The 25,713-nt window shown below is 68.1% G+C and carries 20 protein-coding genes and 1 riboswitch; of the genes, 9 read left to right on the top strand and 11 right to left on the bottom strand.

Features of this window, described 5'->3' with window-relative positions:
• Positions 1-76: 76 nt before the first annotated feature.
• Positions 77-221: riboswitch (FMN riboswitch) on the bottom strand.
• A gap of 302 nt (positions 222-523) precedes the next feature.
• The 5 genes from BLS66_RS07595 to BLS66_RS07575 all read left to right on the top strand — a co-directional run bounded on the left by BLS66_RS07595 (position 524) and on the right by BLS66_RS07575 (position 4,098).
• A complete protein-coding gene (locus BLS66_RS07595; RefSeq protein WP_049468274.1) occupies positions 524-1,144 on the top strand; it encodes a hypothetical protein in 621 nt (206 codons plus the stop codon).
• A gap of 151 nt (positions 1,145-1,295) precedes the next feature.
• The gene (locus BLS66_RS07590; protein ID WP_074725565.1) at positions 1,296-2,180 is read left to right on the top strand and encodes a hypothetical protein; all 885 of its coding nucleotides are present in this window, start codon (positions 1,296-1,298) and stop codon (positions 2,178-2,180) included.
• Between the two features lie 123 nt (positions 2,181-2,303).
• The gene (locus BLS66_RS07585) at positions 2,304-2,996 is read left to right on the top strand and encodes a hypothetical protein (protein WP_074725564.1); all 693 of its coding nucleotides are present in this window, start codon (positions 2,304-2,306) and stop codon (positions 2,994-2,996) included.
• Between the two features lie 293 nt (positions 2,997-3,289).
• Positions 3,290-3,496: a hypothetical protein gene (locus tag BLS66_RS07580; protein WP_074725563.1), complete on the top strand. Its 207-nt coding sequence runs from the start codon at positions 3,290-3,292 to the stop codon at positions 3,494-3,496.
• A gap of 212 nt (positions 3,497-3,708) precedes the next feature.
• Positions 3,709-4,098: a hypothetical protein gene (locus tag BLS66_RS07575; RefSeq protein ID WP_057494409.1), complete on the top strand. Its 390-nt coding sequence runs from the start codon at positions 3,709-3,711 to the stop codon at positions 4,096-4,098.
• A gap of 35 nt (positions 4,099-4,133) precedes the next feature.
• Here BLS66_RS07575 and ribD read toward each other — a convergent pair whose 3' ends face one another.
• From ribD to glyA, 6 genes are all read right to left on the bottom strand, one after another.
• Positions 4,134-5,219, bottom strand: coding sequence for a bifunctional diaminohydroxyphosphoribosylaminopyrimidine deaminase/5-amino-6-(5-phosphoribosylamino)uracil reductase RibD (ribD, locus tag BLS66_RS07570; protein WP_074725562.1), 1,086 nt, complete (start codon positions 5,217-5,219; stop codon positions 4,134-4,136).
• 78 nt (positions 5,220-5,297) lie between these two features.
• Positions 5,298-5,819 carry a transcriptional regulator NrdR gene (gene nrdR, locus BLS66_RS07565; protein WP_005415256.1) on the bottom strand — a complete coding sequence of 174 codons (522 nt, stop codon included), beginning with the start codon at positions 5,817-5,819 and terminating at the stop codon, positions 5,298-5,300.
• 145 nt (positions 5,820-5,964) lie between these two features.
• Complete coding sequence (locus BLS66_RS07560; protein ID WP_074725561.1) at positions 5,965-6,414, bottom strand: hypothetical protein; 450 nt, start codon at positions 6,412-6,414, stop codon at positions 5,965-5,967.
• Positions 6,407-6,862: a hypothetical protein gene (locus BLS66_RS07555; protein WP_074725560.1), complete on the bottom strand. Its 456-nt coding sequence runs from the start codon at positions 6,860-6,862 to the stop codon at positions 6,407-6,409. The genes BLS66_RS07560 and BLS66_RS07555 overlap by 8 nt, the downstream gene beginning before the upstream one ends.
• 6 nt (positions 6,863-6,868) lie before the next feature.
• Positions 6,869-7,342: a hypothetical protein gene (locus BLS66_RS07550; protein ID WP_074725559.1), complete on the bottom strand. Its 474-nt coding sequence runs from the start codon at positions 7,340-7,342 to the stop codon at positions 6,869-6,871.
• A 117-nt stretch (positions 7,343-7,459) separates the two neighbouring features.
• Positions 7,460-8,713, bottom strand: a complete 1,254-nt coding sequence (gene glyA / locus BLS66_RS07545) for a serine hydroxymethyltransferase (RefSeq protein ID WP_049468287.1) — start codon at positions 8,711-8,713, stop codon at positions 7,460-7,462.
• 281 nt (positions 8,714-8,994) lie between these two features.
• On the opposite strand from glyA, the gene BLS66_RS07540 reads away from it, so the two are divergent.
• The gene (locus BLS66_RS07540) at positions 8,995-12,198 is read left to right on the top strand and encodes an autotransporter outer membrane beta-barrel domain-containing protein (RefSeq protein ID WP_143025137.1); all 3,204 of its coding nucleotides are present in this window, start codon (positions 8,995-8,997) and stop codon (positions 12,196-12,198) included.
• A 113-nt stretch (positions 12,199-12,311) separates the two neighbouring features.
• Here the strand turns inward: BLS66_RS07540 and BLS66_RS07535 are convergent, their stop codons facing one another.
• Entirely contained in the window at positions 12,312-12,782 is a 471-nt protein-coding gene (locus BLS66_RS07535; RefSeq protein ID WP_049468289.1) for an RcnB family protein, read from the bottom strand.
• A 254-nt stretch (positions 12,783-13,036) separates the two neighbouring features.
• Between BLS66_RS07535 and ettA the strand changes: the two genes are divergently transcribed.
• The 3 genes from ettA to BLS66_RS07520 all read left to right on the top strand — a co-directional run bounded on the left by ettA (position 13,037) and on the right by BLS66_RS07520 (position 17,285).
• Complete coding sequence (ettA, locus tag BLS66_RS07530) at positions 13,037-14,701, top strand: energy-dependent translational throttle protein EttA (RefSeq protein WP_005415249.1); 1,665 nt, start codon at positions 13,037-13,039, stop codon at positions 14,699-14,701.
• Positions 14,702-14,793: 92 nt separating this feature from the next.
• The gene (locus BLS66_RS07525) at positions 14,794-16,110 is read left to right on the top strand and encodes an NCS2 family permease (RefSeq protein ID WP_053462142.1); all 1,317 of its coding nucleotides are present in this window, start codon (positions 14,794-14,796) and stop codon (positions 16,108-16,110) included.
• A 209-nt stretch (positions 16,111-16,319) separates the two neighbouring features.
• The gene (locus BLS66_RS07520; RefSeq protein ID WP_074725557.1) at positions 16,320-17,285 is read left to right on the top strand and encodes a DUF4434 domain-containing protein; all 966 of its coding nucleotides are present in this window, start codon (positions 16,320-16,322) and stop codon (positions 17,283-17,285) included.
• Here the strand turns inward: BLS66_RS07520 and BLS66_RS07515 are convergent.
• From BLS66_RS07515 to wecB, 4 genes are read right to left on the bottom strand one after another with little or no spacing between them, the layout of a single operon-like run.
• Complete coding sequence (locus BLS66_RS07515; RefSeq protein ID WP_074725556.1) at positions 17,279-20,113, bottom strand: NfrA family protein; 2,835 nt, start codon at positions 20,111-20,113, stop codon at positions 17,279-17,281. The genes BLS66_RS07520 and BLS66_RS07515 overlap by 7 nt on opposite strands.
• Positions 20,110-22,257, bottom strand: coding sequence for a glycosyl transferase family protein (locus BLS66_RS07510; RefSeq protein WP_057493416.1), 2,148 nt, complete (start codon positions 22,255-22,257; stop codon positions 20,110-20,112). Before BLS66_RS07510 ends, BLS66_RS07515 begins: the two co-directional genes overlap by 4 nt.
• Positions 22,258-22,263: 6 nt before the next feature.
• Complete coding sequence (locus tag BLS66_RS07505; protein ID WP_074725555.1) at positions 22,264-24,465, bottom strand: hypothetical protein; 2,202 nt, start codon at positions 24,463-24,465, stop codon at positions 22,264-22,266.
• The gene (wecB, locus tag BLS66_RS07500; protein WP_057493414.1) at positions 24,462-25,646 is read right to left on the bottom strand and encodes a non-hydrolyzing UDP-N-acetylglucosamine 2-epimerase; all 1,185 of its coding nucleotides are present in this window, start codon (positions 25,644-25,646) and stop codon (positions 24,462-24,464) included. The genes BLS66_RS07505 and wecB overlap by 4 nt, the downstream gene beginning before the upstream one ends.
• Between the last annotated feature and the right edge of the window lie 67 nt (positions 25,647-25,713).

The raw sequence follows: 25,713 nt of genomic DNA, 5'->3' as shown, positions 1-25,713 counted from the left end.
TAACGTTCTCCGCGAAAAGTGAGCGAAAAACGCCGCAAGGCAAACAGGCGGGCGCAGGGCCGCGAAGGCCCTGTGGCACCGTCTTCTTTCATCCGGACTATACCGTCGGCTCCGGCATCGGACCGGATCTGCTGACCCCCGGCCGTGGGCCGGGGCGCTCGCGGGCTCGTGCTTGCGCACCTACCGCCGGTGGGGAATTGCACCCCGCCCTGAAGACGTTTGTGTACCGGCGAACCGGCGTGGCTAGTGTACCAGCCCGGGCTGAACGGGGTGGGATGCCCGGGGTCGGATCCCTTTCCGCAGGAAAGGGGCTCTGTCCCTGGGCCTCTCGGAATCGCGGAGGGGTCAGAGCCGTTTTCCCAAGGGAAAACGGATCCGACCCCGGCCACGTCTGGCCAGCCTGTGACGACGGTCTCTCGCATTTTGTAAAACTTTCATTAAAATCCGCAGCGGACGACATGAGGTCGCCACGGGCAGCTGCGATGGCAGGCCCGCCAATGGACTGAAATTCACAGGAATTCCCATGCGCAAGATCCTGATCGTGGCTGCCCTGCTGGCCGCTGCCCCGTTCTCGGCCTCGGCCGACGCCCTCAGCTACACCTACGTCGAAGGCGGCTGGACCCAGGTCCAGGTTGACGACAACGTGCTGGACGACCCGAAGGTCGACGGCGGCTACCTGCGTGGTTCGGTCGCGCTGGCCGAGCAGGTCTACGTGTTCGGTGGCTGGTCGCGCACCAGCAAGACCCGCCACTACGGCGAAGATTCGCTGAAGCTGGAACTGAACCAGCCGGAGCTGGGTATCGGCTACCACATGCCGTGGACCGACCGCCTGGACTTCACTGCCGATGCCGCCTGGGTGCGCCAGAACGCTGAATCGACCCTGCGCTACGACGGCGTGCGTTACCACGGCAAGGACCACACCAACCTGGGCCGCGTCACCCTGGGTATCCGCGGCAAGCCGTCGCGCATGACCGAAGCCTGGGCCAAGGCCGGCTACATGGATGGCGGCAACAACTACAAGGGCACCTGGGTCGGCACCGTCGGCGGCCAGATCAACTTCACCAAGACCTGGGGTCTGGTGGGCGAGATCGCCGGCTACCGCGACGTCACCCAGTACTCGGTTGGCGTGCGCGCCAGCTTCTGATCCAACGATCGCTCCTCGTCGTGCGATCGAACGGGCCCCGCGAGGGGCCCGTTTTTTTGGCCCGCGCGTGCCGGCCCGTGGCGACCGGGCGTCATCACGCCCGCGAACAGATGCGCTAGGCTTGCGCGCATCTGGAACCGGAAACACTGTCATGAAGACCCCCTTGCGTACCCTGCTGGCCAGCGCCTTGCTGGCTGCCCCGCTGCTGGCCGCCGCCGCCCCGGCCACGCTGACGCCCGAACAGGCCTTCGACCTGTATGCACGCGTGCTGCTGGAAGACGATGCCGCCGCGACCCGCACGCTCAACGATGCGCTGAAACCCGCCTTTGAAGGCCAGGATGCGGTAACCCCGAACCCGGGCGCGTTGGCCAAGGCGCTGGCCGAACCGTGGCAGGTGGTGCTTGCCAGCGCCGGTGCCAAGGCCGATGCAGCCGCCACCGAAGCGCTGTATGCCAAGGCCCTGCGTGATTCGAAGTGCCGCGCGACCAAGAGCGTGATCGAAGACAACGAATACGTCGAGGGCCAGAAGCTGGCGCGCATCGCCTTCAGCTGCCAGGTGCCCGACCTGGGCAACGTGCGCCCGTTGTTCGCCGCCAGTCTTGCAGCCGATGCCAGCCCGGCCGCGCGCAAGCAGTTCACCGACGCCTACACGCAGGCGCTGCAGAGCGGCGCGCGCGTGCCGGTCAGCGGCACCTTCACCCTGTACCCGGCCAAGGACAACGGCTACTGGTACAGCGGCAATTTCGATGATCTGGTGGGCACCGTGGCCGGCGCGCTGGCACCGTTCGAAGACTGGATGCAGGACGCGCAGGCGGCCACCGCGCCGAAGGTCACCGGCGTACCGGGCTGCGACCTGCTGCTGCAGCAGCATCGCGCCTGCGTGGCGAAGATCGCGCCGGACCAGATCAGTGGCGTGGACGCGATGGCCGAGGAACTGAAGGCCAAGGCCAAGGTGAAGTCGGCCGAAGACATGACGCAGGAATGCAAGGCACTGCGCCCGATCGCCGAGATGATGTGGACCGACGAATGCGCGTGAGGTGGTAACGGCGGGCCGCGCGCGATGTGCGCGGCTTTTCAGCCAGCACAATTCGGACAATTCGCATGGACAGCCTACGACTGTATTGGCGATGCTTCGCCATCTTTTCCTCGCCACATCTCCATGTTGAAGCCTCTCCATGCCCTGCCGCCGAGTGCGCTCGCCTTGGCACTGTTCGTTCTGCTGGCATCATCGGCAAGGGCGGCCAGTTCACCGCCATCGCCGGAAGAGGCGTACACGCTGCAGGCCCGCGTCTACCTGCAGGGTGATGCGTCAGCGAAGGCATCGCTTGAGGCATTGGGCCCCGGCTGGGTGCCCAGCGAACGCATCGATTGGCAGCCCGTCATTGATGATGTGCCTGCGTGGCTGGGGAGGCAGGCCTTTCCGGCGCCCTCCCCTGCCATCGGGCGCGGGTTTGCCCAGGCACTGCGCACACGGTTGGCCCTGATTCGCTGCGAAGCCAGAAATTTCCTGCCCCTGGGTTCACCGGAAATCGGCATGTTCGCGCTGGCGTGCACCCACCCGGACGTATCACCCCTGCGCGAGGCTTACCTAGCGCTTCGCAACACGAAACAACCCGACGTCCAAGCGCAGAGCGATGAGCTATTCAGCCGCTGGGCCACCCTACTGCGCGATGCCCCGGATGGCACGCACTGCATACCGGTAACGGGCTGGTATCTGGGAAATCACGAAGCCGCCGACGCCGCGCGCGGTCAACAACTTTCGCGGACCGTGCTGATGAAGCTCATGCCGCTGGACACGTGGGACGCCGGCGAGGACGAGGCAGATTCCGCAGAATTGTGCGAGGTCAACTGACGCGCGCAGCACACTGTAGAGAGCAAGTCTTCCTCTACAAAAAGTCGCGCGGAAACGCAGATGCGTATGCTCCGCCGTCCGCTTTGTTCCGCAAGGCTTCCATGATGCTGACGCGCTGTCTTCCGCTGCTGCAGTCCATTCCCCTCATCGCACCCGAGACCGACGCGTCAGCATCGACAGCATGAAGGACTTCCAGATGTTCGCATCGGCAACCCGACACCGCTGTTGAACACGGTTGCCGATGCATTCCTACCATTCTTCGAATGGAATGAACACCTGCCCGACGAGGCCCGATGTTGCCGCGCCTGCTGTTCTTCCTGCTGTGGATTGCTTCGACCGCCTCTGCGCAGACACCCGTGCCAACACCGGAGCAGAGCTTCGACCTGTTCGCGCGGTTCATGCTGGAAGGTGACACCGATGCTGAAGCACAGATCGCCGCCAAGGCAGTGGACGACGCGGTTGACACCATGGCCGCTTCGGTCCGATTCCGCGAGCCATGACATCAATGATGCTGACCGCCAGGCTCGCGCGACTCTGTAGCGCCGGGTCAAGCGCGGCGCCTTTCCCAACGCCACACATTTTCAGACAAGGTGCATGGGCCCCTGCATGAGGTTTCCTGCGGCAAAAGTAATCGCACTTTTCAGAACCGTTGCATGGCCCTGTGCAGCCTCCATGGTCAATGCTGTTGCCCTCTTCCACTGGGGGCAACCGCATGAACCACCGTATGACGTCGACCGCGATCATGGTGCTGGCGCTGATGGCGTGCTGGCAGGCCGAGGCCTCCAGGTTCAAAGCCACGAAGATCATCGTCGTCCAACCCTCGGTCGCCTTCGAGTCAACGCAGCTGAGCGACAGGCACCTGGATGCGTGGATGAGTGAGGATGATCACTGCCGCGACTTCCTGATGTACCACGATCAATGCGCCGTGCTGGTACTGCCGGATCAGTACGACGACGGTTTCACCCGCCACCAGCTGCGATTGAAGGCCAGGCAGCTGCCGGGCGAGGCATTGGGCGCGTACTGCCGCGACCTGCATGTGCTGTGGAAGCAGCAATGGAAAGGCCAATGCCCCGTTGGCGAAGAGGACGACGAAGCGACCTGACGCCGAGGGCATAGCGCCTGCTCTGCGTTAGTCCCTCACGGGCGCAGCAGCAGCCGGATGTCCTCGCCCACCTGCCGCTGGTCGACCACGCGCAGGCGACGCTGCTGATCCATCGCCTCGATGCCGAGGCCAGCCAGCAGCGGGCGTCCGCTGTCGCCCAGCAGCGTGGGGGCCTGATAAAGCAGAAGCTCATCGACCCAGCCGCCGCGCAGCAGCGCACCGGCCAGCGTGGCACCGGCTTCGGTGTGCGCTTCGTTGATGCCGCGCTCGGCCAGCAGCGCCAGCACCGCGCCCAGATCCAACCGCCCATCAACGCTGGGCATGCTGGCGAATTCGGCATCGGCCGCGTCCGGTGCGCTCACCGCCGCAGCGTGCAGGTACAGCGTCGGTGCCCCGCCCTCGCGCACACGGCTGCATTCGAGCGAACGCAGGCGCGAATCGAGCACCACCCGCAGCGGTGGCATCACCTCGGTATCGGCCAGGCGCACGGTCAGCATCGGGTCATCAGCGAGCACCGTGTCGGCGCCGGTCAGGATCGCACCTGCGCGTGCCCGCCAGTGCTGCACGTCTTCGCGCGCGGCCGGCCCGGTGATCCATTTGGAACTGCCATCGGCCATCGCAGTACGACCATCCAGGCTGGCGGCCAGCTTCACCCGCAGCCACGGGCGGTTGCGCTCCACGCGTGACAGGAAGCCCTTGTTGAGTTCGCGCGCCTGCGCCGCCATCAGCCCTTCGGCAACCTCGATGCCGGCGTTGCGCAGCAGATCGAAGCCACCGCCATCCACCTTGGGGAACGGATCGCGCATCGCCGCCACCACGCGCGACACACCCGCTTCGATCAGCGCCAGTGCACACGGCGGTGTGCGCCCGTAATGGGCACAGGGCTCCAGGGTGACGTAGGCGGTGGCACCGCGCGCCTCGCTGCCGGCCTCGCGCAGCGCGAACACTTCCGCATGCGGGCCACCGGCGCGCTGGTGCCAGCCCTGCCCCACCACGCGTTCGCCATGGGCGATCACGCAGCCGACCATCGGATTGGGGCGGGTGGTATAGGCAGCGCGCTCGGCCAGGCGCAGCGCGTTGGCCATGTGCAGGTGATCGAGGACGGAGAACGGGGTGGTCATGCGACCATGGTAACGCTGCCGGTGGCGATGCACGCCACCAGTGCCCACCAAGGCGGGCACTCACCCAGGCAGAGGCGGTCAGCCCTTCTTCTTCTTGGTCAGGGCGATCACATCACCCAGCAGCTGCAGCTGTTCGGTACTGGACGGCAGATCGCGCTCGAGCTTCTCGATCTCCTCGCGGAAATCGGCCACGTCCTCGAAGCTGCGGTACACCGAAGCGAAGCGCACGTAGCCCACGTGGTCGAGCTTGCGCAGTTCGTTCATGACGAACTCGCCGACCTTGATCGAGGGCACTTCGCGCTCGCCGCTGATGCGCAGCTGGTGCACCACCGCCCGTACCGCCGCTTCGATCTTGTCTTCGGGCACCGCGCGCTTCTGCAGCGCGCGGTCGAACCCCGCGCGGACCTTGCGCTGGTCGAAGGCCTCGCGGGTGCCGTCACTCTTGACGATGGCCGGCAGTTTCAGTTCGACCGTTTCCAAGGTGCTGAAGCGCTCGCCGCAGGCTTCGCATTCCCGCCGACGACGGATCGTCGCGCCGTCTTCGGAGACGCGCGAGTCGATGACCCGGGTATCGGCATGTTGGCAGAAGGGGCAATGCATGAAACGCCTGGCTCAGGGAAGTACCTATTGCCACGGTCATGGCAGCGTCGCAAAGGTACCTGAGAAGGGGCGCAGCAGCAAATGCTGCCTGCACGGAAGCGCCTGCAATTCCGCCCGCCAGCCCGGCGAGGCCGCGACGCGCCGCTCAACCGGGTGCGGGTGGCGGCGATGCGGCGCGTGCCCAGCGCAGCCAGGCCAGGTGCGCGGCCATCAGCAGCAGCGGCGGACCAAACCCGAGAAAGCAAAAGGTCGAGATCTCGCCATTGCTGATAGTGGCGTACAGCGTGGCGACGACCACGCCCGACGCGGCCAGGCTGCCCAGCGCCAGGCCGACCCAGGCCACAGCCGGTGATTGGCGCAGGCCGGCAACACCGCGCCACAGGAACAGGCCGCTCAGCCACAACCATGACAGCAGGCCGATGAGGCCGGCCGACGACCACAGCAGCAACAACGTGTACTCGTCGCCCGTCAGGTACTTGCCCTCCCAGACGACCATCAGCCCCAGCACGGCCCCCGTGCCGCCTGCCGCCACGGCGGGCAGGCCCACCAGCAGGCCGGCAATGGCCATCCAGCGTTTGTGATGACGCTCATCCATGCGTTCCGTTTCCTTCGATGGGCTGTGTCCGGCCGCGGCGTTTGATCCACACCAACCCCGCGGCCGGTACCAGCATCGACGGGCCCAGCAGCAACAGGGCGATGCCTTCGGCGTGGACGGTGATGCTCCACCACAGCGCCAGCCCCAGCAGGGGCACGGCGGCAAGACTGCCGGCCAGCAGCATCCACCACCAGAGGCGATGCACCTGCAGCCCGGCACGTCCCTGCAGCAGATACCCGGCGCTGAGCCACAACCAGGCCAGGCAGCCGGCAATGCCGGCCAGGCCCCACAGCGGCATCAGGGTCACCGCGGCCAGCGTGCCATGGCCGAACTGGCCCAGCCCCGTCAGCAGCAGCATCGTCGCCGCGGCACCACCCGCCACCAGGCTGGGCAGGCCGAAGACCACCGCCAGGACGGCATACAGATACCGGGCGCGGCGCTCATCCACGCGGGCCTACTCCTTTGACCGTGCCAGGCCGGATGGCTCGCGCAGGGCGTCAGCACGCAGCCGCAGCAGGATCAACATACCGGTGGGCACCAGCAGGGACGGCCCGGCGAACAGCCCGCTGAGCACGGACGAACCCAGCTCGGCGAAGTAGTACAGCGCCATCGCCAGCAAGGGCAGGCCTGCCAGCACGCCCAGGCCCAGCAGCAGCCACCAGCGGCGTGATGCCCTGTGCAGCCCGCGCGCGCCATCGCGCAGCCAGACGATGCTGAGTGCGACCCAGGCCACGAGGCCGGCGATCGCGCACGATCCCCACGCGAACATGCCGGCGGCAAACCACAGTTTGTCCGCGTCCAGCGAGACGAGCCCGATCACGCCCATGACCACGGCGATGCAGGCGCCGGCACCGCCGAAGAACAGGCTGGGCAGGCCGAACAGCACCGCCAGCGCGATGTACAGGTACTTGAGGCGGCGCTCATCCATGCGCGGGGTTCCCGGTGACGGGGTCAGAGCCCTTCCGTGCGGGAGGGGATCCGACCCCTGCGTCGTGGCGGGGTCGGATCCCTTTCCGCCAGGAAAGGGCTCTGATCCCTGCCCCGATCAGCCGTAGACCGGGTACTTACGGCACTGCGCGCTGACGGCGTCGCGCACGCGGGCGATGACGGCGTCATCGTTCGGCGCATCGAGCACGTCGGCGATCCAGTTGGCCAGGTCCACACAGTCCTGTTCGACGTAGCCGCGGGTGGTCACCGCCGGGGTGCCCAGGCGCAGGCCCGAGGTCACGAACGGCGAACGCGGGTCGTTCGGCACCGAGTTCTTGTTGACGGTGATGTGGGCCTTGCCCAGCGCGGCTTCCGCGTCCTTGCCGGACACGTCCTTGCCGATCATGTCGACCAGCATCAGGTGGTTCTGGGTGCCACCGGAAACGATCTTGTAGCCGCGCGCGATCAGCGTGCTGGCCATCGCCTGGGCGTTCTTCACCACCTGCTGCTGGTAGGCCTTGAAGCCCGGCTCCAGCGCTTCCTTGAAGGCCACGGCCTTGCCGGCGATGACGTGCATCAGCGGACCGCCCTGGATGCCCGGGAATACGATCGACTGCAGCTTCTTGACCAGGTCTTCGTCGGCGCCCTTGGCGATGATGATGCCGCCGCGCGGGCCGCGCAGGGTCTTGTGGGTGGTGGAGGTGACCACGTGGGCGTGGTCCAGCGGGCTGGGGTAGACGCCAGCGGCGACCAGGCCGGCGACATGGGCCATGTCGACGAACAGGTAGGCACCGACCTTGTCGGCGATGGCACGGAAGCGCGCCCAGTCGATCACCTGCGAGTACGCCGAGAAGCCGGCGACGACCATCTTCGGCTTGTGTTCCAGGGCCAGGCGCTCGACTTCGTCGTAGTCGATCAGGCCCTGGTCGTTGACGCCGTACTGCACGGCGTTGAACAGCTTGCCCGACGCATTGACCTTGGCACCGTGGGTGAGGTGGCCGCCGTGGGCCAGGCTCATGCCGAGGATGGTGTCGCCCGGCTGCAGCAGGGCGAAGTACACGGCCTGGTTGGCCTGCGAGCCGCTGTGCGGCTGCACGTTGGCGTAGTCGGCGCCGAACAGCTGCTTCAGGCGGTCGATCGCCAGCTGCTCGGCGATGTCCACGTATTCGCAGCCACCGTAGTAGCGCTTGCCCGGGTAGCCTTCGGCGTACTTGTTGGTCAGCTGGCTGCCCTGCGCTTCCATCACCGCCGGGCTGGTGTAGTTCTCGCTGGCGATCAGCTCGACATGGTCTTCCTGGCGCTGGGTTTCGGCGGCGATGGCCTTGGCCAGTTCGGGATCGTAGGTTTCGATGCGGACGTCACGCGGGAACATCGGTTACTCCAGGCAGGGAGGGAACAGCAGGGCCTGCGATTGTAAGCGGGCTGGCGGGCCCGGGCGACCGCAGCGGAAGGGGCTTGGGCAACACGCTGTGGCATGATGTGCTGGCATGCCTGCGTGTGCCGTCCGCAGCGCCCTGCACAGGCCTCGCCCATCGGCAATTTCCGCCGGAAGTGTGACCTCCTTCCTTGCAAAACCGAATTACCAGCTTTCACAAACCTTAAAGTCCTGCACTCCGCGGCCGATACGCCCTGTCCATACAGGGGAAAATCCGCGTGACCCATTCGCACCAAGTTTCGCCGGCAATGATGCTGGCACCACGTCGCACGCCCGCAGCACCCCGCCGCGCCCTTTCCACGCACCTGCTGGTCCTGGCGATCGGCCTGGCCATGGGCGGCCCGATGACGGCGGCCGCGGCCACGGTCACCGTGCGCGACCCGAACCTGCTCGATGGCCGCTGGTACGCACCGGGCGCATGGAGCAATGGCGATCCGAACCTGACCGTTGAAAACCATGCCTACATCGACAGCATGACACCGGTTGTCGTCGACGGCATCCGCGCCGACTCTTGGCGCGTGGACATCGGCCACGCCGGCAGCGGCGAGCTGTCCATCCAGAATGGCGGCGTGCTGGAAAGCACCGCCATCTTCATCGCCACGCTGCCCGGCTCGACCGGCAAGGTCACGGTGACCGGCGCCGGTTCGCGGTGGATCGGCAACAACAGCATCGGTGTCGGCCATGAAGGCAGGGGCTACCTGGACGTGCTCGATGGCGGCCAGGTGATCAATGCCCAGGGCACGTGGGTTGCCTCGGAACTGGGCAGCAGCGGCGTCCTGACCGTGTCCGACAAGGATTCGCGCTTCGCCACCAACCAGATCCATGTGGGTGCGCAAGGCACCGGCACCGTGAACGTGCGTGCCGGTGGCACCTTCGAGACCGGTGTCGCGCGCCTGGGCAGCTACAGCAGCGTGGCCCGTGGCGAAGCCACGGTGACAGGCAAGGGTGCCAGCTGGTTGAACACCAGCGACCTGCTGATCGGCGTGTCCGGCACTGGCAGGATGACCGTGGCCGACGGCGCCACGCTGACCGTGCAGGGCAGCACGCAGCTGGGCCAGCAACGGCACACCGCAGGCGTGCCCGATGGCGTGCTGGTACTGACCGGCGCGGGCACCACCGCCACGGCCGGCTTCATCGCCGTGGGCCAGAACGCGGTGGCCGAACTGGATGTCCTTGACGGCGCCGCCCTGACCGCGGGCGACGTGGGCGTGGGTGAGAATGCGCTGGGCGATGGCAGTTTCCGCGTGGCCGGCGCCGGCAGCTCGGCCAGCGTGGGCCGCCTGACCATCGGCAATCTGGGCACCGGCAGCGTTTCCATCCATGACGGTGGCGCTCTGACGGTCAATGACGTGCTGGGCCTGGGCGGCGCCAACGGCAGCCGGGGTTCACTGGCCATCGGCGCGCAGGGCACGCTGACCCTGGCCGGTGGCCAGATCTACCAGGGCGCAGGCACCGCCAACGTGCTCATTGCCGATGGCACGCTGCACCTGACCCGCAAGGCCTTCACCACCGCTGTTGAAATGGCGCTGGATGGCACCGCTACGCTGGATACCGACCAGGTCGATGCGATGTTCAGCGGCCGCCTGACCGGTACCGGCGGACTGCGCAAGACCGGCAGCGGTACGCTGACCACGTATGCCAACAACACCTACGGTGGCGGCACCCGCATCGAGCAGGGCACCCTGGTCCTGGCCGGCAATGGCGCCATCCGTGGCGCGGTGGATGTGGCGTCGGGTGCGACACTGCAGTTGCAGCGCAATGGCCAGACCCTGTTCGCCAACGTGCTGTCCGGCGCCGGCGATGTGGTCAAGCTGGATGCGGGCCTGCTGAGCCTGTCGGGCGACAGCAGCGGCTTCACCGGCACCACCCGCGTGCGCGCCGGCGCCTTGGACGTGCGTGGCCGCCTCGGCGGCCTGACCGAGCTGGCCACCGGCACCGAACTGAGCGGCGACGGCCAGCTGGGCAGTGTGATCCTCCGTAGCGGCGCCACGCTGGCACCGGGGGCGGCCACGACCTACGGCACGCTGTCGATGACCGGCAACCTGCTGCTGGAAAATGGCTCGCGCTATCTGGTGGACCTTGGCGCCGATGGCGCCGGCGACCGCGTGCAGGTGGGCGGCGGCGCTACCCTGCAGGGCGGCAATACGGTGGCCATCGCCAGCGAGGGTGACTGGCAGCCGCGTACCCGCTACACCATCCTGAGCGCGGCGCAGGGCGTGCAGGGCACCTTCTCCGGCGTAAGCAGCACGCTGGCCTTCCTGACACCCACGCTGGACTACGACGCCAGCAACGTCTACCTGACCCTGGCCCGCAACGATATCGCCATGCCGGATATCGAACTGGCCTTCCCCGATGTGGTGGTAAATCCCAACCAGAAGGCCGTGGCCGGCGCGGTGGAAGCGCTGGGCAATGGCAACGCCGTGTATGACGCGGTGGTGCGCCTGGCGGTGGCCGACGTCGTGCCGGCCTTCGACAGCCTGTCCGGTGAAATCCATGCCGCGCATCGTGGCGCGCTGCTGCAGAACCGATTCCTGCACGAGGGCATCGACCGCCACCTGGACGGTGCCACGATGGCTGCAGAGATCGCCCCGGGCGTGCACGCGTGGGTCGGCGGCAGCGGTGGCCAGCGCCGTACCGATGCCAGTGCCGACAACGCTGGCCTGCGTTCATCGCAACATGGCGTGATGGCTGGCGCCGGCTGGCGCCTGGGTGAAACGCTGGAAGTGGGCGTGGCCGCGGGTTCGCAGCACCTGGTCAGCCGCCTGGCCCGCCGCGAAGGGCGCGCCGAAACCGACAGCACCGAGTACGGCGTGTACGGCCAGTACCGCTGGCAGGGCCTGAGCCTGCGTGCAGGTGTCAGCCGTGCCGATTACCGCACCGACAGCACCCGCACCGCACAGGTTGGCACCCGCCTGGATGAACACCTGTCGGCCCGCGAGGATGCCACCGGCACCACCGCGTTCCTGCGTGCCGGTTGGACCTTCGGCGGCCCGCGCCTGCAGCTGACACCGGAACTCGAAGTGGCGCAGGTACGCGTGGAAAGCGACGGTAGCCAGGAGCGCGGTGGTCACAGCGCGCTGCAGTGGAACGGTGGCAGCGCACGCTACCGCACCGGCCTGGCCGCGTTGCGCGCGGACTGGGATATCAGCGCTGGCCAGCGTGACCGTGCGGCGCTGACCGCGCGCGTGGGATGGCAGGTGGCTGGCGGTGATCGCCTGCCGCAGGTCGATGCGCGCTTCGTCGAAGGTACCCAGGGCTTTGCGATCAGCGGTGCACCGCTGGCCCGCCACAGCGCCCTGGCCCAGTTCGGTGTGGCAGTGAGCCCGACCGACCGCAGCCGCGTGGCGCTGCAGGTGCAGACCCGCCGCGGTGATGGCCAGCGCGATGTCGGCGCGCAGCTGGACTGGTCAGTCGCGTTCTGACCGCGATGGTGGCGGCTGAATGAAGAAGGGCGCCCTCGGGCGCCCTTTCTTTTTCCACTGCAAGAGGATCAGGGCCCTTTCCCAACGCGTGGGATCCGACCCTACCTCGTGCCTCAGCGGCTGCTGACGATGTAGTCGGCGATGATCCCGCTGGCGATGGCCACCAGCAGCATGTTGCCGCGGTCATCGCGGATCCACTGGTGGCCGTAAGGCGGGCGGCGCAGGTGGTAGCGCGGGTAGTCGTTCACCACGTAGATCGGGCCGCGGTAGTAATCACGGTAGCGGTGTCCGACCTTCCAGCCGTAGCCCGGGCCATAGGCCGGGCGGTAGACCACGCGCGGCGGCGGCGGTGCCGGGCGATAGTAGCGGTCGTGGTCGCGGTGCCAGTCGCGGCGGTCGCGTTCCCAGTCGCGCCGGGCCTCACGGCGGTCGCGTTCCCAGTCACGGCGGTCCTGGCGCCACTCGCGGCGATCCTCCCGCCATTCGCGGCGGTCACGGTGGTCGTTGTCGGCGAAGGCGGGGGCCACCGCGCCGAGCGCCAGCACAGAGGCCACGGCTCCGGCCATTACTCGATTGATGCGCATGTCAGACCTCTGCTTGGGTGGGTGGTGAGCCCATATTGCGCAACCGATCTGAACCGTTTCCGGCTGGAAACGCTTCCCGCTGCAGGACTGTGACGGAGTATTCAGGCCACGGCCAGCCTGCGCGGCTCCGGCCGGGCGCGGGCCGGAACCGGTTCCGGCTATAATTGGCTGTATTCCATTCCAGTCTGTGCCCGCTGCCGCAACGGGATGTTCCCGTGACGGGTCGGGCGCAGGGCCGCGCCTACGGAGACCGCATGTCCTCGCAATACATCTACACCATGAACCGCGTGTCCAAGGTGGTCCCGCCCAAGCGGCAGATCATCAAGGACATTTCCCTGTCCTTCTTCCCGGGCGCGAAGATCGGCCTGCTGGGCCTGAACGGCGCCGGCAAGTCCACCGTGCTGAAGATCATGGCCGGCGTGGACACCGATTTCGAGGGTGAAGCCCGTCCGCAGCCCGGCATCAAGGTCGGTTACCTGGCGCAGGAACCGGAACTGGACCCGAACAAGACCGTGCGCGAGTCGGTCGAGGAAGGCGTGGGCGAAGTGCTGCAGGCCCAGGCCGCGCTGGAGGCGGTGTACGCCGCCTACGCCGAGGAAGGCGCCGACTTCGACGCGCTGGCCAAGGAACAGGAGCGCCTGGAGGCGATCCTGGCCGCCGGCGACGCGCACACCCTGGAAAACCAGCTGGACGTGGCCGCCGATGCACTGCGCCTGCCGCCGTGGGATGCCAAGATCGCCAACCTGTCCGGCGGTGAAAAGCGCCGCGTCGCACTGTGCCGCCTGCTGCTGCAGAAGCCGGACATGCTGCTGCTCGACGAACCGACCAACCACCTCGACGCCGAGTCGGTGGAATGGCTGGAACAGTTCCTGGCGCGCTATACCGGCACCGTGGTGGCCGTCACCCACGATCGCTACTTCCTGGACAACGCCGCCGAGTGGATCCTGGAACTGGACCGCGGCCGCGGCATTCCGTGGAAGGGCAACTACACCGAATGGCTGGTGCAGAAGGATGAGCGCCTGAAGCAGGAAGAGAACCAGGAAAAGGCCCGCCAGAAGGCGATCCAGAAGGAACTGGAGTGGTCGCGCCAGAACGCCAAGGGCGGCCGCTCCAAGGGCAAGGCCCGTCTGGCCCGCCTGGAAGAGCTGCAGTCGCAGGATTACCAGAAGCGCAACGAGACCAACGAAATCTTCATCCCGCCGGGCGAGCGCCTGGGCAACATGGTGATGGAGTTCAAGAACGTCTCCAAGAAGTTCGGCGACCGCCTGCTGATCGACAACCTGTCGATGCTGATTCCGCCGGGCGCGATCGTCGGCATCATCGGCCCGAACGGCGCCGGCAAGTCGACGCTGTTCAAGATGATCACCGGCCAGGAGAAGCCGGATTCGGGCGAGATCGTGATCGGCCCGACCGTGCAGCTGTCCTACGTGGACCAGAGCCGCGACAAGCTGGAAGGCAACCACAACGTCTTCCAGGAAATCGCCGGTGGCCTGGACATCCTCAACATCAACGGCATCGAGATCCAGTCGCGCGCCTACATCGGCCGCTTCAACTTCAAGGGCCAGGACCAGCAGAAGATGGTCGGCTCGCTGTCCGGTGGTGAGCGTGGCCGCCTGCACATGGCCAAGACCCTGCTGCAGGGCGGCAACGTGCTGCTGCTCGACGAACCGTCCAACGACCTGGACATCGAAACGCTGCGTGCGCTGGAAGACGCGCTGCTGGAGTTCCCGGGCAACACCTTCGTGATCTCGCACGACCGCTGGTTCCTGGACCGCATCGCCACGCACATCATCGCTTTCGAAGGCGATTCGCACGTGGAGTTCTTCCAGGGCAACTACCGCGAGTACGAGGAAGACAAGAAGCGCCGCATGGGCGACGATGCCGCGCCGAAGCGCCTGCGCTTCAAGGCGCTGAAGTAAGAAAGGAAGAACGGCCGCGCTCTGCGCGGCCGTTCTGCATTCGGGTAGGTCACGACCGTTGGTCGTGACACCTTATTGTTGCGAGACGCCCCATGTCCCTGTTCGAACGCCTGTTCCAGCTGCAGCAGCACGGCACCACCGTGCGCACCGAGCTGCTGGCCGGTGTCACCACCTTCCTGACGATGTCCTACATCGTCTTCGTCAACCCGGAAATCCTCGGCACCACCGGCATGGATGCGGGTGCGGTGTTCGTGGCCACCTGCCTGGCCGCTGCGCTGGGTTCGGCGGTGATGGCGCTGGCGGCCAACTTCCCGGTGGGCATGGCACCGGGCATGGGCCTGAACGCGTTCTTCGCCTTCACCGTGGTCGGTGCCGCTGGCCTGCCGTGGCAGCAGGCACTGGCTGCGGTGTTCATCTCCGGCCTGGTGTTCCTGGTGCTGTCGCTGACCGGTGTGCGGGCGTGGCTGGTGTCGGGCATCCCGGCCTCGCTGCGTTCGGCGATCGTGGCCGGCATCGGCCTGTTCCTGGCGATCATCGCGCTGCAGAAATCCGGCGTGATCGTCGGCAATGAAGACACGCTGGTGGCGCTGGGCCCGTTGAACACGGCGCCGCCGCTGCTGGCGCTGGCCGGCTTCCTGCTGATTGCCGTGCTGGAAGCGCGCCGTATCCGTGGCGCGATCCTGATCGGCATCCTGGCGGTGACCGGCGCGGGCTGGGCATTGGGCGACGTGCAGTACCAGGGCCTGGTCTCGCTGCCGCCGAGCCTGGCGCCGACCTTCCTGCAGCTGGACCTGCCGGGCCTGCTGCACCACAACGGTGGCGCGCCGATCGCCGTGTTGCTGCAGGTGGTGCTGGTGTTCGTGCTGGTGGAAGTGTTCGATGCCACCGGCACCCTGTATGGCGTGGTCGGTCGCGCCGGACTGCTGAAGCTGCCGGGCGCGCAGAAGCGTTTCGGCCGCGCGCTGCTGGCCGACAGCACGGCGATCGTGGCCGGTTCGCTGCTGGGCACCAGCAGCACCACCGCGTTCGCTGAAAGCGCCTCGGGCGTGCAGGTGGGCGGCCGCACCGGCCTGACCGCACTGGTGGTGTCGGCACTGTTCCTGGCCGCACTGCTGTTCTCGCCGCTGGCGGCGATGGTGCCCGGCTATGCCACCGCACCGGCGCTGCTGTTCGTGGCCGGCCTGATGTTGCGCGAACTGGTGGACGTGGACTGGAGCGACCTGACCGAATCGGTGCCGGCCGCCCTGTGTGCGCTGGCGATGCCGTTCACCTATTCGATTGCCAACGGCCTGGCGTTCGGCTTCATTGCGTATGCCGCGCTGAAGGCCGGCACCGGGCGCTGGCGCGAGGTGCATCCGGCGGTGTGGCTGGTGGCGGTGCTGTTCGCGCTGCGCTACGCGTTGGAATAATCGGGGCGCCATGCCGGCCAGCGGCCGGCACTACCGGGTGGTGACTCACCTGCTACCCGGGGGCGATGCCGGCCAGCGGCCGGCGTTACCAGAGCACGCGGCGGCCAGCGGCCGGTACTAGCTGGGGCGGGGTTCACCTTCCAGCCACGGTGCTCTGGGATGATGCGGGCATGCTCCGGCCTGGCCTTCCCACGGATCCGTCTTCGCCATTGCGCCGCCGGCTGCTGCGCGCGGCGTTGCTGGCGCCGCTGGCCGGTACGCTCGCCACCCTGCCCGGCTGCTCGCTGCCTGTGCACGTCGATGGCACCTTCCTGCAACCGTGGCGCAGCCATCTGCAATGGGGCCTGGCCGACTGGCAACGCTCGTTGAAGCTGGCCCATGCGCTGGGGTGCCGGCAGCTGGTGCTGCAATGGACCGGCATCGTCGGTGGCAGCGATGGCGACTGGTCACTGCCCGACGGCAGCCTGCAGCAACTGTTCACTGCGGCCCGCGAGAATGACCTCCGCATCCGCGTCGGCCTGCCCTTCCAGCAACGCTGGTGGCAGGCCATCGGCGCCGACGACGCCACGCTGCAGGCGTTCCTGGCCAACAGCCTGGCGCACGCGCGCAGCTGGTTGGCACAGGCGCCATGGGTGCAGCAGCCGGCCTTCGGCGGCTGGTACCTGCCCTACGAACTGGAGCAGTTCCACTGGGCCGATCCGGCCCGCCAGCAATGGCTGGCGCAGTGGCTGCACGGGCTGGTGCAGGCCGCCAGCGCGCGCGGCGGTGACTGTGCGATCTCCTGCTACTTCAGCCGCCTGCAGTCCGATGGCAACCTGGTCACGCTATGGCAGGCGGTACTGGCCCAGGCCACGCTGCGGCCGATGGTGCAGGACGGGGGGGGTGTTGCCGGCGCCGGCAACGTGCAGCAGCTGCAACCCCTGCTCGACCATTTCCAGGCACAGGACATCGGTTTCGATGCGATCGTCGAACTGTTCCGCGAACTGCCTGGCAGCGCCGCTGATGGCAGCGGGTTCAAGGGCGAAACCGCAGATGCCGCACGCATCCAGCGGCAGCTGGCGTGGGCACGCGGCAGTGGCGCACAGCACGTGCTGGTCTATGCGCTGGAGCCCTGGCTGACCCAGGACACGCCGCAGGCGGCGGCGCTGCGGCGACGCTGGGGGCTGGCTCAGTAGTACAGGATGGCGGTGGCGAACAGGCCCTTGGCGCGCTGCGTATCTCCGCCGCCGATCGCGAAGCGGTACTGCACGGTCAGGTCGAGGTAGGAACGCGGGGTGTTGTAGTGGTCCTCGCGGAACCAGTAGCGCACGCCCACGCCCGGTCCTGCGCCGAGCGACCAGCTGCGTTGCGTATCGTTGAGCGCGAACGACTGCGCCGGGAACAGCGGGTAACGGATGTCGCGCACCCGCGAGCGCTGGTCCAGCCAGTCCGCCCCCACCACCACATACGGCGTGACCACCCAGTGGGTCTGCCCGGCGCCAAAGCGGAAGCTGCGGCCGGCGCGCAGTTCAGCGGCCGCGAACCACTGCTCGCGATGCAACCTCCCGTGGGCATCGCCGATCCGCCGCACCGGCGTGCCGTTGGCATCCAGCGCGTCGAGGGTGAAGTGGGCGCTGTTGTCGTCCCAGGTGTAACCGCCCTGCGCGTAGCCGCTGACCATCCACCACTGGTTGACGTCGGTGCGCAGGTCGGTGCCGTGGTAATAGCCGTAGGTCAGGTAGGACATCCAGCCGCCAGAACCGCTGGCCAGGCGGTAGCGGGCCAGCGTGCTGGCTTCCAGTGGCGGGTTCAGGGCCAACTGCAGGCGGCACTGCACGGCCGCCGATGCCGGATAGACATCACCCGAACGGGTGGCACTGCCGAGGAACTGGCGACGCTCGATGCCGGCGCTCAGGCCGGTCTGGCCGAAGGCGTAGCGCAGGCCGAACGAGGCGATGGTGGACGGCCAGCCGGTGGTGGAACGCGAGCGGCTGAGTCGTTCGGCGCGTGCGCGTGCGTCGGGCGTCGATTCGCCGGTGCAGGGGTCCACCGCGCGGATCGATTCATAGGTGCCGCCCTGGTCGTACAGCGTGTTGAGCAGTCGTGCGTAGAGTTCCAGCTTGCCATGGGCGTCGTTGAAGGCCGGTGGTCGCCAGAACGCCTCGAGCGTGCTGAACACCGAATCGCCCGGCGTGCTGATCGCGGCGCCGCCGACATTGGTCGCCGCCTGGCGCGCACCGCGGAAACCCGCCGAGGCGATCACGCCCCACTCGCGCGAGTAACTGGCGATGGCACTGCGCACGTTGTAGCGCTGGCGCTCATCCAGCGGCAGCTCGCCGGCATCGGCACGATCAATGGCCGTCCGCAGCAGCGTCACCGCCTGCGGGTGATCGCCGCTGGCCGCGCTGGCGTAGGCCTGGTCAAGCACCACGCTCTTCGGTGCCCTGCCGGTGGCCTCGGCGGCACGGAAGTCGGCCAGTGCGCGCGCCGGTTCGTGGGCCTTCTGGTTGAGGTAGCCGCGCTGCATCAGCAGCCCGGCGTCATCAGGGCGTTGCGCCAGTGCCGCGTCCAGGCGCAGCCGTGCTTCGTCCTGCTGGCTGCGGTTGCCTGCCGCCAGCGTGGTGGTCAGCAGCCCCTGCAGGCTCGCGTCCTCCGGTGCGAGCTGCACGGCCTGCCGCGCCTCGCCGATGGCCTCGGCGTAGTCCTGCCGCGCGTAGGCCGCATACGCGCGCTGTGCGGCACCACCGTCGCCCTGCAGGTCGACCGGCATCAGCGTGCAGGCATCACCGGTGTCAGCAGGCGGGCAGTGCTGGAACGGCGCCGGATACGCCTGCGCACTCAAACCCGCAGGCGCACGACTGGACCGGATCGCCCTGGCGCGCTGTTCGATGCCCTGCTGCAGAAGCTGCTGCGCGCGTGCGTCGCCCGCATCCGCAGGCGACGCCGCCTGCAGTGGCGCCAGCAGTGCAGCCGCACGTGTGCGGTCCCCAGCGGCCAGGGCCGCATCCACGGCCAGCAGGCGCACGTTGCGCTGCTGCATGGTTGACCCCGGCGCGGCGAGTGCGGCGTCGAAGTCTTCATTGGCCAGCAGGGTCTTGCCCTGGCGCTGGCGCAGATAACCACGCATCACGCGGGCATTGAGATCCCCGCCGTCGGCCTGCAGTGCCTGGTCGGCGCTGCGCTCGGCGTCGGCCAGCTGCCCCTGCTGCAGCTGCGCGGTGATCAACAGCCACCGGTACGAAGCAACATCCGGCGCCAGTTCGACGGCGGCACGTGCCTGCGCAACGGCCGCTGCATCATCCTGCGTGGACAGCGACCGATTCGCCTGCTGGGCCTGCAGCAGCGCGCGCTGTCGATCCAGCGCCACGCGACGGACGCGCAGTTCCTCGACATTCGGTGCGCCCAGCTGCAGCGCCGTGCCGATGGCCGCGTCGGCCAGGTCGGCCTGTTGCTGTGCTTCCAGCGCCGCCACCCACAGCATCGCCCAGGCGCCCTGCTTCGGCTGCTGGCGGAAGGCCTGCTCGGCCTTGCTGGCCGCTTCCCCCATGCGCCCGGCGTCATAGGCAGCATAGGCCTCGGTAGCCAGCGTGTAGGCCTGCTGCCTGGCGCGGTCTGCGCCGCTGCCGGCCGCACGCGGTGGGGAGGGCGCGCGCGCGCCCCTGGCATCCGGGGGCGTGCTGCGTGCAGCGGTGGCAGCGGCCAACGCCGGCAAGGCCGGATCCTTCAACCCCGCATCCAGTGCACGGCGCGCCTGCTGCTGCGCCTCCGCCGGCCGGCCCAGTTTCTGCAGCGCGTAGATCTGCAGCAGGCGCAGCCGCACCACGTCCGGGCGCAGCCGGATCGCTTCGGTGGACTGCTGGTAAGCCGCTTGATAGTCGCCGCGCTCGTAAGCGGCGAAGGCCTGCTCGGCGACGCGGTATGCAGCGCCGGACAGCGGCAGGGCCGCATCGGCCTGTGCCAGTACCGGCGTGGCGGCGGTGGCCAGTGCCACGGCAATGACGGTGGACAGCAGCGTGGTCTTCATGCCGGCAAGGCTCCGGGAGGCGGCGACTGCAGCACGGCCGCACGCCGGCGCTGCTCCTGCATGGCCTGGGCGACGGCGTCCTCGGTGGTGACGCCCTGCTTGACCAGGTAGTCACCGATGCGGCCATCGCGCTGCGGCTTGTAGGCATCCAGTGCGATCTCGAAGCGCGCGTGGTCGATCAGGCGCATCTCCACCAGCAGGTCCCCGAGCAGCGGCACGTTGTCCAGCTGCCAGTCCCGGTCACTGCCGATCAGGCGCAGCCCTGCGTTGATCTCGCTCTCGCGGGCGATGTTCTGTTCGATGTGGTCGCTGCGGGTTTCCTGCTTGAGCAGCGCCAGTGCCTCCTCGGGCAGCGGGCTGGCCACGGCCAGACGCAGGGTCCCCGGCTGCCGCGGCGGCAATGGCAGCATGCGCCATTGCACGCAGGCGTCGGCACTGACCGGGAACGGGCCGGCCCGCAGGTAATCCACGTCGATCACCGCACGTGGCAGGTCGCCCTGGAAGGCAATCGCCTCGGCCAGGGTCTCATCATCCAGCCACCCCTGGGTGAGCAGGATGCGCCCCAGCGGCTGCTGCCGGCCGTCCTGCTGCTGCTCCAGTGCCTGCTGCAGGCGCTCCGGCTCCACCGCCTGCCAGGTGGTCAACAGTTCGCCGAGCTGCTTGCGCGTCTGCACCAGCTGCGCCGCATCCGGGAAGTCGTGCATGGTCTTGTCCCATACCATGCGCTTGCCGAACAGCAGGTAGGCCAGGAACACCTTCCACGCGCGGGCGGTGGCCATGAAGTTGATCATGTTGCCGACCACCATCCGCGGGATCGACATCAAGGCATGCTCCCAGCCGTACAGCCGGTTGACGAAGTAGAAGCGCTGCACGACGCGGGTGGCCAGCGCTGCGGTGGTCAGCAGCGCCACCGTCATCTGCCAGGTGCCGGCCTGGAACACGCTGGGAAACTGCATCGTCCAGACCCCGGTCATCTTCAACAGCCAGAACAGCAGCAGCTGCAGGAAGATCAGGTAGGCAATGATGCTGACAAACGAGGTGATGATGCCCTTGCGGTCGCGCGCCAGCAGGTACTTGGTGGCCAGCGAGCCCCGCCAGCCCAGCGACTCCCAGCTCTGCAGGCCGATGCCCAGCACCCAGCGCGCCTTCTGCCGGTAGGAGGCGCGGAAATTGTCGGGGAAGTACTCGCGCACGCACAGGGCCATCTGCTGGGTGCGCTCGCGCACCGGCCCCCAGCCGAACCATGAGGGGCGGCGCACGCGGAACTGCACCGGGAAGCGGGCGAAGATCGACTGCATGCCCATGGCTGCCAGCCGCGCACCCACGTCGTAATCCTCGGTGAGGCTGTCGGTGTTGAAGGGCTGGTTGTCGGTCTGCGCACTCAGGGCCAGCAACGCGCGCCGCGAGAAGCAGGTACCGACGCCGGCCGACGGCACCATGCCCGATACGCTCTCGCGCACCACCAGGTCCTTGGCGTGCCATTCGGCGAACTCGTCCATGTAGACCCCGGCCACCAGTTCGTACCACTCGCGGTCCAGCGAGGTCACCGGCAACTGGATCATGTCCTTGCGTGGCAGCAGGTAGTTGTAGAACCGCAGCTCCATCGGGTGCAGCACGTCCTCGCTGTCGTGCAGGATCACCCCGGCGAACTCGATGTCGTGGCGCTTCTCGTAATCGAAGATCGCCAGGATCAGCCAGTTCAGGCAGTCGGCCTTGCTGGTCGGCCCGTCGTGCGGCACTTCCACGCGGCGCAGGCGCTTGTAGCGGCGACGCATGCGCTCGACCTCATCGATGGTCTGCTGGTCGTTGGGATAGGTGCCGACGAACACGACGTACTCGCGGTAATCGAGCACGTTGATCATGTTCTCCACCATCTGCGCGATGACGTCGTACTCCATCCACGCCGGCACCATGATCGCCAGCGGCTGCTGCGGGCGCTGCAGCAGGTCGTCCTGGGTCAGCGGCCGGTATGCGTCGCGGCGCTTGATGGTCAATGCCCGCCAGCTCTCGCGCACCCAGTACCAGACATCGATGAACAGGTCATCGAGGCTGGAGATCAGGATCAGCACGGCCACCGCCGCCGCCGTGGTTTCCAGGGCGGCGTAGTAGTTGGCCAGCTGGATGTTCCAGAACAGACCGTCCACGGTGGATCAGTGCCCTGCGTTGGCGGACTTGCGGCGGCGCACCTGGGTGACGCGGGCGGCCAGCAGCGCGAACACGATCACGCCGACCAGCAGCAGCAACCAGACCATGTGCCGTTCCCACTTCGATTGCGGGTTGCCGTCCTGCGCGACACGCGTGCCATAGGGATCCTGGCGGTCGAATTCGCGCACGGCGTCACTGCCGTCGAGCACGGCCAGGTCGCCCTTCAGCAGCCGGAACGGTGCGCCGAACGACGGTGCCTGTGCGCCCAGGTCGCTGTACAGCACGCCCAGCTGGCCGCCGGAGGTGCCCACCTGCACCACGGCAGCGCGATCCAGGCCGCTGACATCCAGCAACGGCTGCGACGTGCCACCGATCCGCAGGTGGCCGTCCTTCAGGCCGGCCACATCAACCCCGGCCGGCGCCACGGCGAAGGCCAGCCACGGCGCACCCGGGCTGACGGCGGCACCGGCGTCGACCACCTTCAGTTCCGACGCTTCCGGCGAGGCGCCCACTGCACTGGCCACGGCGATGACCTTGCCCAGCGAGGCCGGCGCGTCCTGCAGCCACGCGTCGGGCACGAACACCTGGTTACCGCGCGACAGCTGGCTGCTGGCACCGACGAAATCATTGCCCAGCGATCGCTTGGCCAGGGTCAGATGGCTGCTGGGCAGGATCGAGACCGGATAGCCCGTGGCCGGATCGTGGCAGTAGGGACGCGCCGGCTGGCGCAGGAAGCTGACACGGATCTCGTTGCGTGCCGACAGCGCGTAGGCCGGCACCTTGGCCACCAGGCGTTGCGGCTGGCCGTTGGCCGACAGCACCTTGCCGCCCAGCAGGTAATCGTTGAGGTAGATCGTGGCGACCGCGCCCTGCCCGGCCACGTTGGGGGCCGCCGAGACATCGATCACCACCTGCTCGGGCAGGCGGCCATCGGCCGACAGTGCGCCGAGGTCGAAGCTGGCGCTGCGGTCGGCGCGGGTCACCACATCCATGGTGCCGGCGATGTTGCCGAGCCTGCTCAGCAGCACCTGGTCACCGTCCAGTTTGGGCGTGCCCGCTGCGCTGACCTGCAGGCTGCGGCCCAGTGCATAGCTGCGCCACTGCTCGGCGAGCAGCCCGGCGACCTTGCCCGCCGCCGCAGGATCGACCACCAGCGTCGGACGCCCGGCAACGGCCACCACGCCGACCGAGGCAGTGGCTGCGGGCTTTTCCAGGCCCGCCATGCCACCCGCGCGCCACGCGGCGAACGCGCTGCCTGCATCCGCACCGGCTGCGCCGACCTGCGCGCCCAGCGCATCCAGCGCCGCGCGCACGCCGGCGCGCAGTGCATCGCTGCCGATCATCACATCGGCGGCCAACGGCCCGCTGTCGCGCAATGACAGCAGCGCGCCGACTTCGGCCAGGTCCCTGATCGCATGCGCGCGCTCACCCGTGGCCAGCGCGGCGTAGGCCGGCACGCCCTGCAGGCTGGCCGGGATGCTGATACCGGCCAGGTCGACGCTGTCACCGATCGTGGGCAGGGCCACCACCTGGACCTGCTTGCCGCCGGCCTGCAACGCGGTACCGATGCGCCAGGCCGCATCGTAGGCCGGTGCCTGCAGCGCCTTGCCATCCACCAGCAGGCGCACCCGCGGTGGCAGCGCCCCCCAGGCCTTGGCCACGGTATCCACGGCGCGGCCGTCGAAGCGGTAGCTGAAACGCGAGTCCGGCGACAGCCGCAGCACGTTGGCCGGCGCGCTCTGGTCGGCGCACTGGTAATCGGACACGATCGACCACCAGCCGATGCCGACGCGCACGAAGCCGCTCGGGCGGGGTTCGCCGTCGATGGCCAGCAACTGGCCGGCATCGCCCTGCGCATCGGTGATCGAACGCGCCGCGATCGGGTCGCCATCGACCGACCACAACCCCGAGGTGCGCCCGGCGTGGCCGCGTACATAGCGCCCATCCAGCTGCAGCTGCGCGTCACGGGTGGCGACTCCGGCCGGCACCGGCAGGTAGACCTCGCGCTGGCTTTCTTGCCCGCTCAGCACCAGTGGCTGGCGGAAACCGAGTTCGCGCAGGGTCATCTGCCGGTTCACCGTGCTGTCGCTGCTCCATTCGGTGAACTGGCCGGCGACGGTGTCAGCGGCATGGGCAGTACCGACCACGCCCGACAGGACGAACGCGGCGGCGGAGGCAAACAGGGGGGAGCGGCCGGTCGGGGTCATGGCGTCACTTCATGCGGAAGGGGCTGGGCGGCACCGCCACTGCGGAGACCGGGCGTGAACTCGGGAAGGGGCATGCCGCGCAGCGCGGCGACGATGCGCGCGCTGGCGCGGCCATCACCGTAGGGACTGGCATCGGGGTCGAAGCGGGTCGGCTGCGGTGGCTGGGCCAGTGCCGCGTTGACGCCCGCGACGATGCGCGAAGGCGTGGTGCCGACCAGCGTCACCACACCGGCCTCGACCGCCTCGGGGCGCTCGGTGACGTCGCGCATCACCAGCACCGGCTTGGCCAGGGCCGGTGCTTCCTCCTGCACGCCACCGGAGTCGGTGAGGATGACGTCGGCGCGCTGCATCAGGCGCACGAAACGCAGGTAATCCTGCGGCGGCACCAAGTGCACGTTGTCGAGCGTGCCGAGGTGGGCATTGACCGGTCCCTGCACGTTCGGATTGAGGTGCACCGGGTACAGCACCTGCAGGTCTGGCCGCCGGGCCAGTTCGGCCAGCGCACGGCAGATGTCCTCGAAGCCCTGGCCGAAGCTCTCGCGGCGATGGCCGGTGACCAGCAGCAGGCGGCGCCCGGGGTCGAGCATGTGGAAGGGTTCGTCGGCCCGGGCACGCAGTGCCGGATCAGCATCCAGGCGCTGCACGGTCTGCTGCAGGGCATCGATGACGGTATTGCCGGTGACCAGGACCTGCCCACCCAGGTGTTCACGGGCCAGGTTGGCACGCGAGCCCGGGGTGGGCGCATACAGCTGCTGGGCGACCACATCGATCACCCGCCGGTTCATCTCCTCCGGCCAGGGCCGGTGGATGTCGCCGGTGCGCAGGCCGGCCTCGACATGGCCGATCGGGATGCGGTGGTGGAACGCGGCCAGGGCGGCGGTCATCGCCGTGGTGGTATCGCCGTGCACCAGCACGTAGTCGGGGCGGACCTGCGTGTAGAGCACATCGAGCCGCTCGAGCAGCCGGGCGCACAGGCCATTGAGGGTCTGGTTGGGCACCATGACGTCGAGGTCATGGTCGGCGGTGATCTCGAACAGCGACATCACCTGGTCGAGCATCGCGCGGTGCTGGCCGGTGATGCAGACCACCGATTCGATGTCCGCGGCCTGGGCCAGGGCGCGCACCAGCGGCCCCATCTTGATTGCTTCCGGTCGGGTGCCGAACACCGACAGGACCTTCACCGGGGTGCTCCGGAAGGACGGTGCTGGAGAATGCCAGGAGCTGTAGCCACGTCTGGATCCTTTCGGC

Origin of the sequence: Stenotrophomonas pavanii, assembly GCF_900101175.1 — a bacterium.
In the GTDB taxonomy this organism is placed as follows: domain Bacteria; phylum Pseudomonadota; class Gammaproteobacteria; order Xanthomonadales; family Xanthomonadaceae; genus Stenotrophomonas; species Stenotrophomonas pavanii.
The sequence above is the reverse complement of the archived record's forward strand: the minus strand, read 5'-3'. Positions and strand labels throughout refer to the sequence as shown.

What these genes read in the sequence shown, in the direction of transcription:
- BLS66_RS07595 (WP_049468274.1), top strand. Translation starts at nt 524, where the DNA reads ATGCGCAAGATCCTGATCGTGGCTGCCCTGCTGGCCGCTGCCCCGTTC.
- BLS66_RS07590 (WP_074725565.1), top strand. Translation starts at nt 1,296, where the DNA reads ATGAAGACCCCCTTGCGTACCCTGCTGGCCAGCGCCTTGCTGGCTGCC.
- BLS66_RS07585 (WP_074725564.1), top strand. Translation starts at nt 2,304, where the DNA reads ATGTTGAAGCCTCTCCATGCCCTGCCGCCGAGTGCGCTCGCCTTGGCA.
- BLS66_RS07580 (WP_074725563.1), top strand. Translation starts at nt 3,290, where the DNA reads ATGTTGCCGCGCCTGCTGTTCTTCCTGCTGTGGATTGCTTCGACCGCC.
- BLS66_RS07575 (WP_057494409.1), top strand. Translation starts at nt 3,709, where the DNA reads ATGAACCACCGTATGACGTCGACCGCGATCATGGTGCTGGCGCTGATG.
- ribD (WP_074725562.1), bottom strand. Translation starts at nt 5,219, where the DNA reads ATGACCACCCCGTTCTCCGTCCTCGATCACCTGCACATGGCCAACGCG.
- nrdR (WP_005415256.1), bottom strand. Translation starts at nt 5,819, where the DNA reads ATGCATTGCCCCTTCTGCCAACATGCCGATACCCGGGTCATCGACTCG.
- BLS66_RS07560 (WP_074725561.1), bottom strand. Translation starts at nt 6,414, where the DNA reads ATGGATGAGCGTCATCACAAACGCTGGATGGCCATTGCCGGCCTGCTG.
- BLS66_RS07550 (WP_074725559.1), bottom strand. Translation starts at nt 7,342, where the DNA reads ATGGATGAGCGCCGCCTCAAGTACCTGTACATCGCGCTGGCGGTGCTG.
- glyA (WP_049468287.1), bottom strand. Translation starts at nt 8,713, where the DNA reads ATGTTCCCGCGTGACGTCCGCATCGAAACCTACGATCCCGAACTGGCC.
- BLS66_RS07535 (WP_049468289.1), bottom strand. Translation starts at nt 12,782, where the DNA reads ATGCGCATCAATCGAGTAATGGCCGGAGCCGTGGCCTCTGTGCTGGCG.
- ettA (WP_005415249.1), top strand. Translation starts at nt 13,037, where the DNA reads ATGTCCTCGCAATACATCTACACCATGAACCGCGTGTCCAAGGTGGTC.
- BLS66_RS07525 (WP_053462142.1), top strand. Translation starts at nt 14,794, where the DNA reads ATGTCCCTGTTCGAACGCCTGTTCCAGCTGCAGCAGCACGGCACCACC.
- BLS66_RS07515 (WP_074725556.1), bottom strand. Translation starts at nt 20,113, where the DNA reads ATGAAGACCACGCTGCTGTCCACCGTCATTGCCGTGGCACTGGCCACC.
- BLS66_RS07505 (WP_074725555.1), bottom strand. Translation starts at nt 24,465, where the DNA reads ATGACCCCGACCGGCCGCTCCCCCCTGTTTGCCTCCGCCGCCGCGTTC.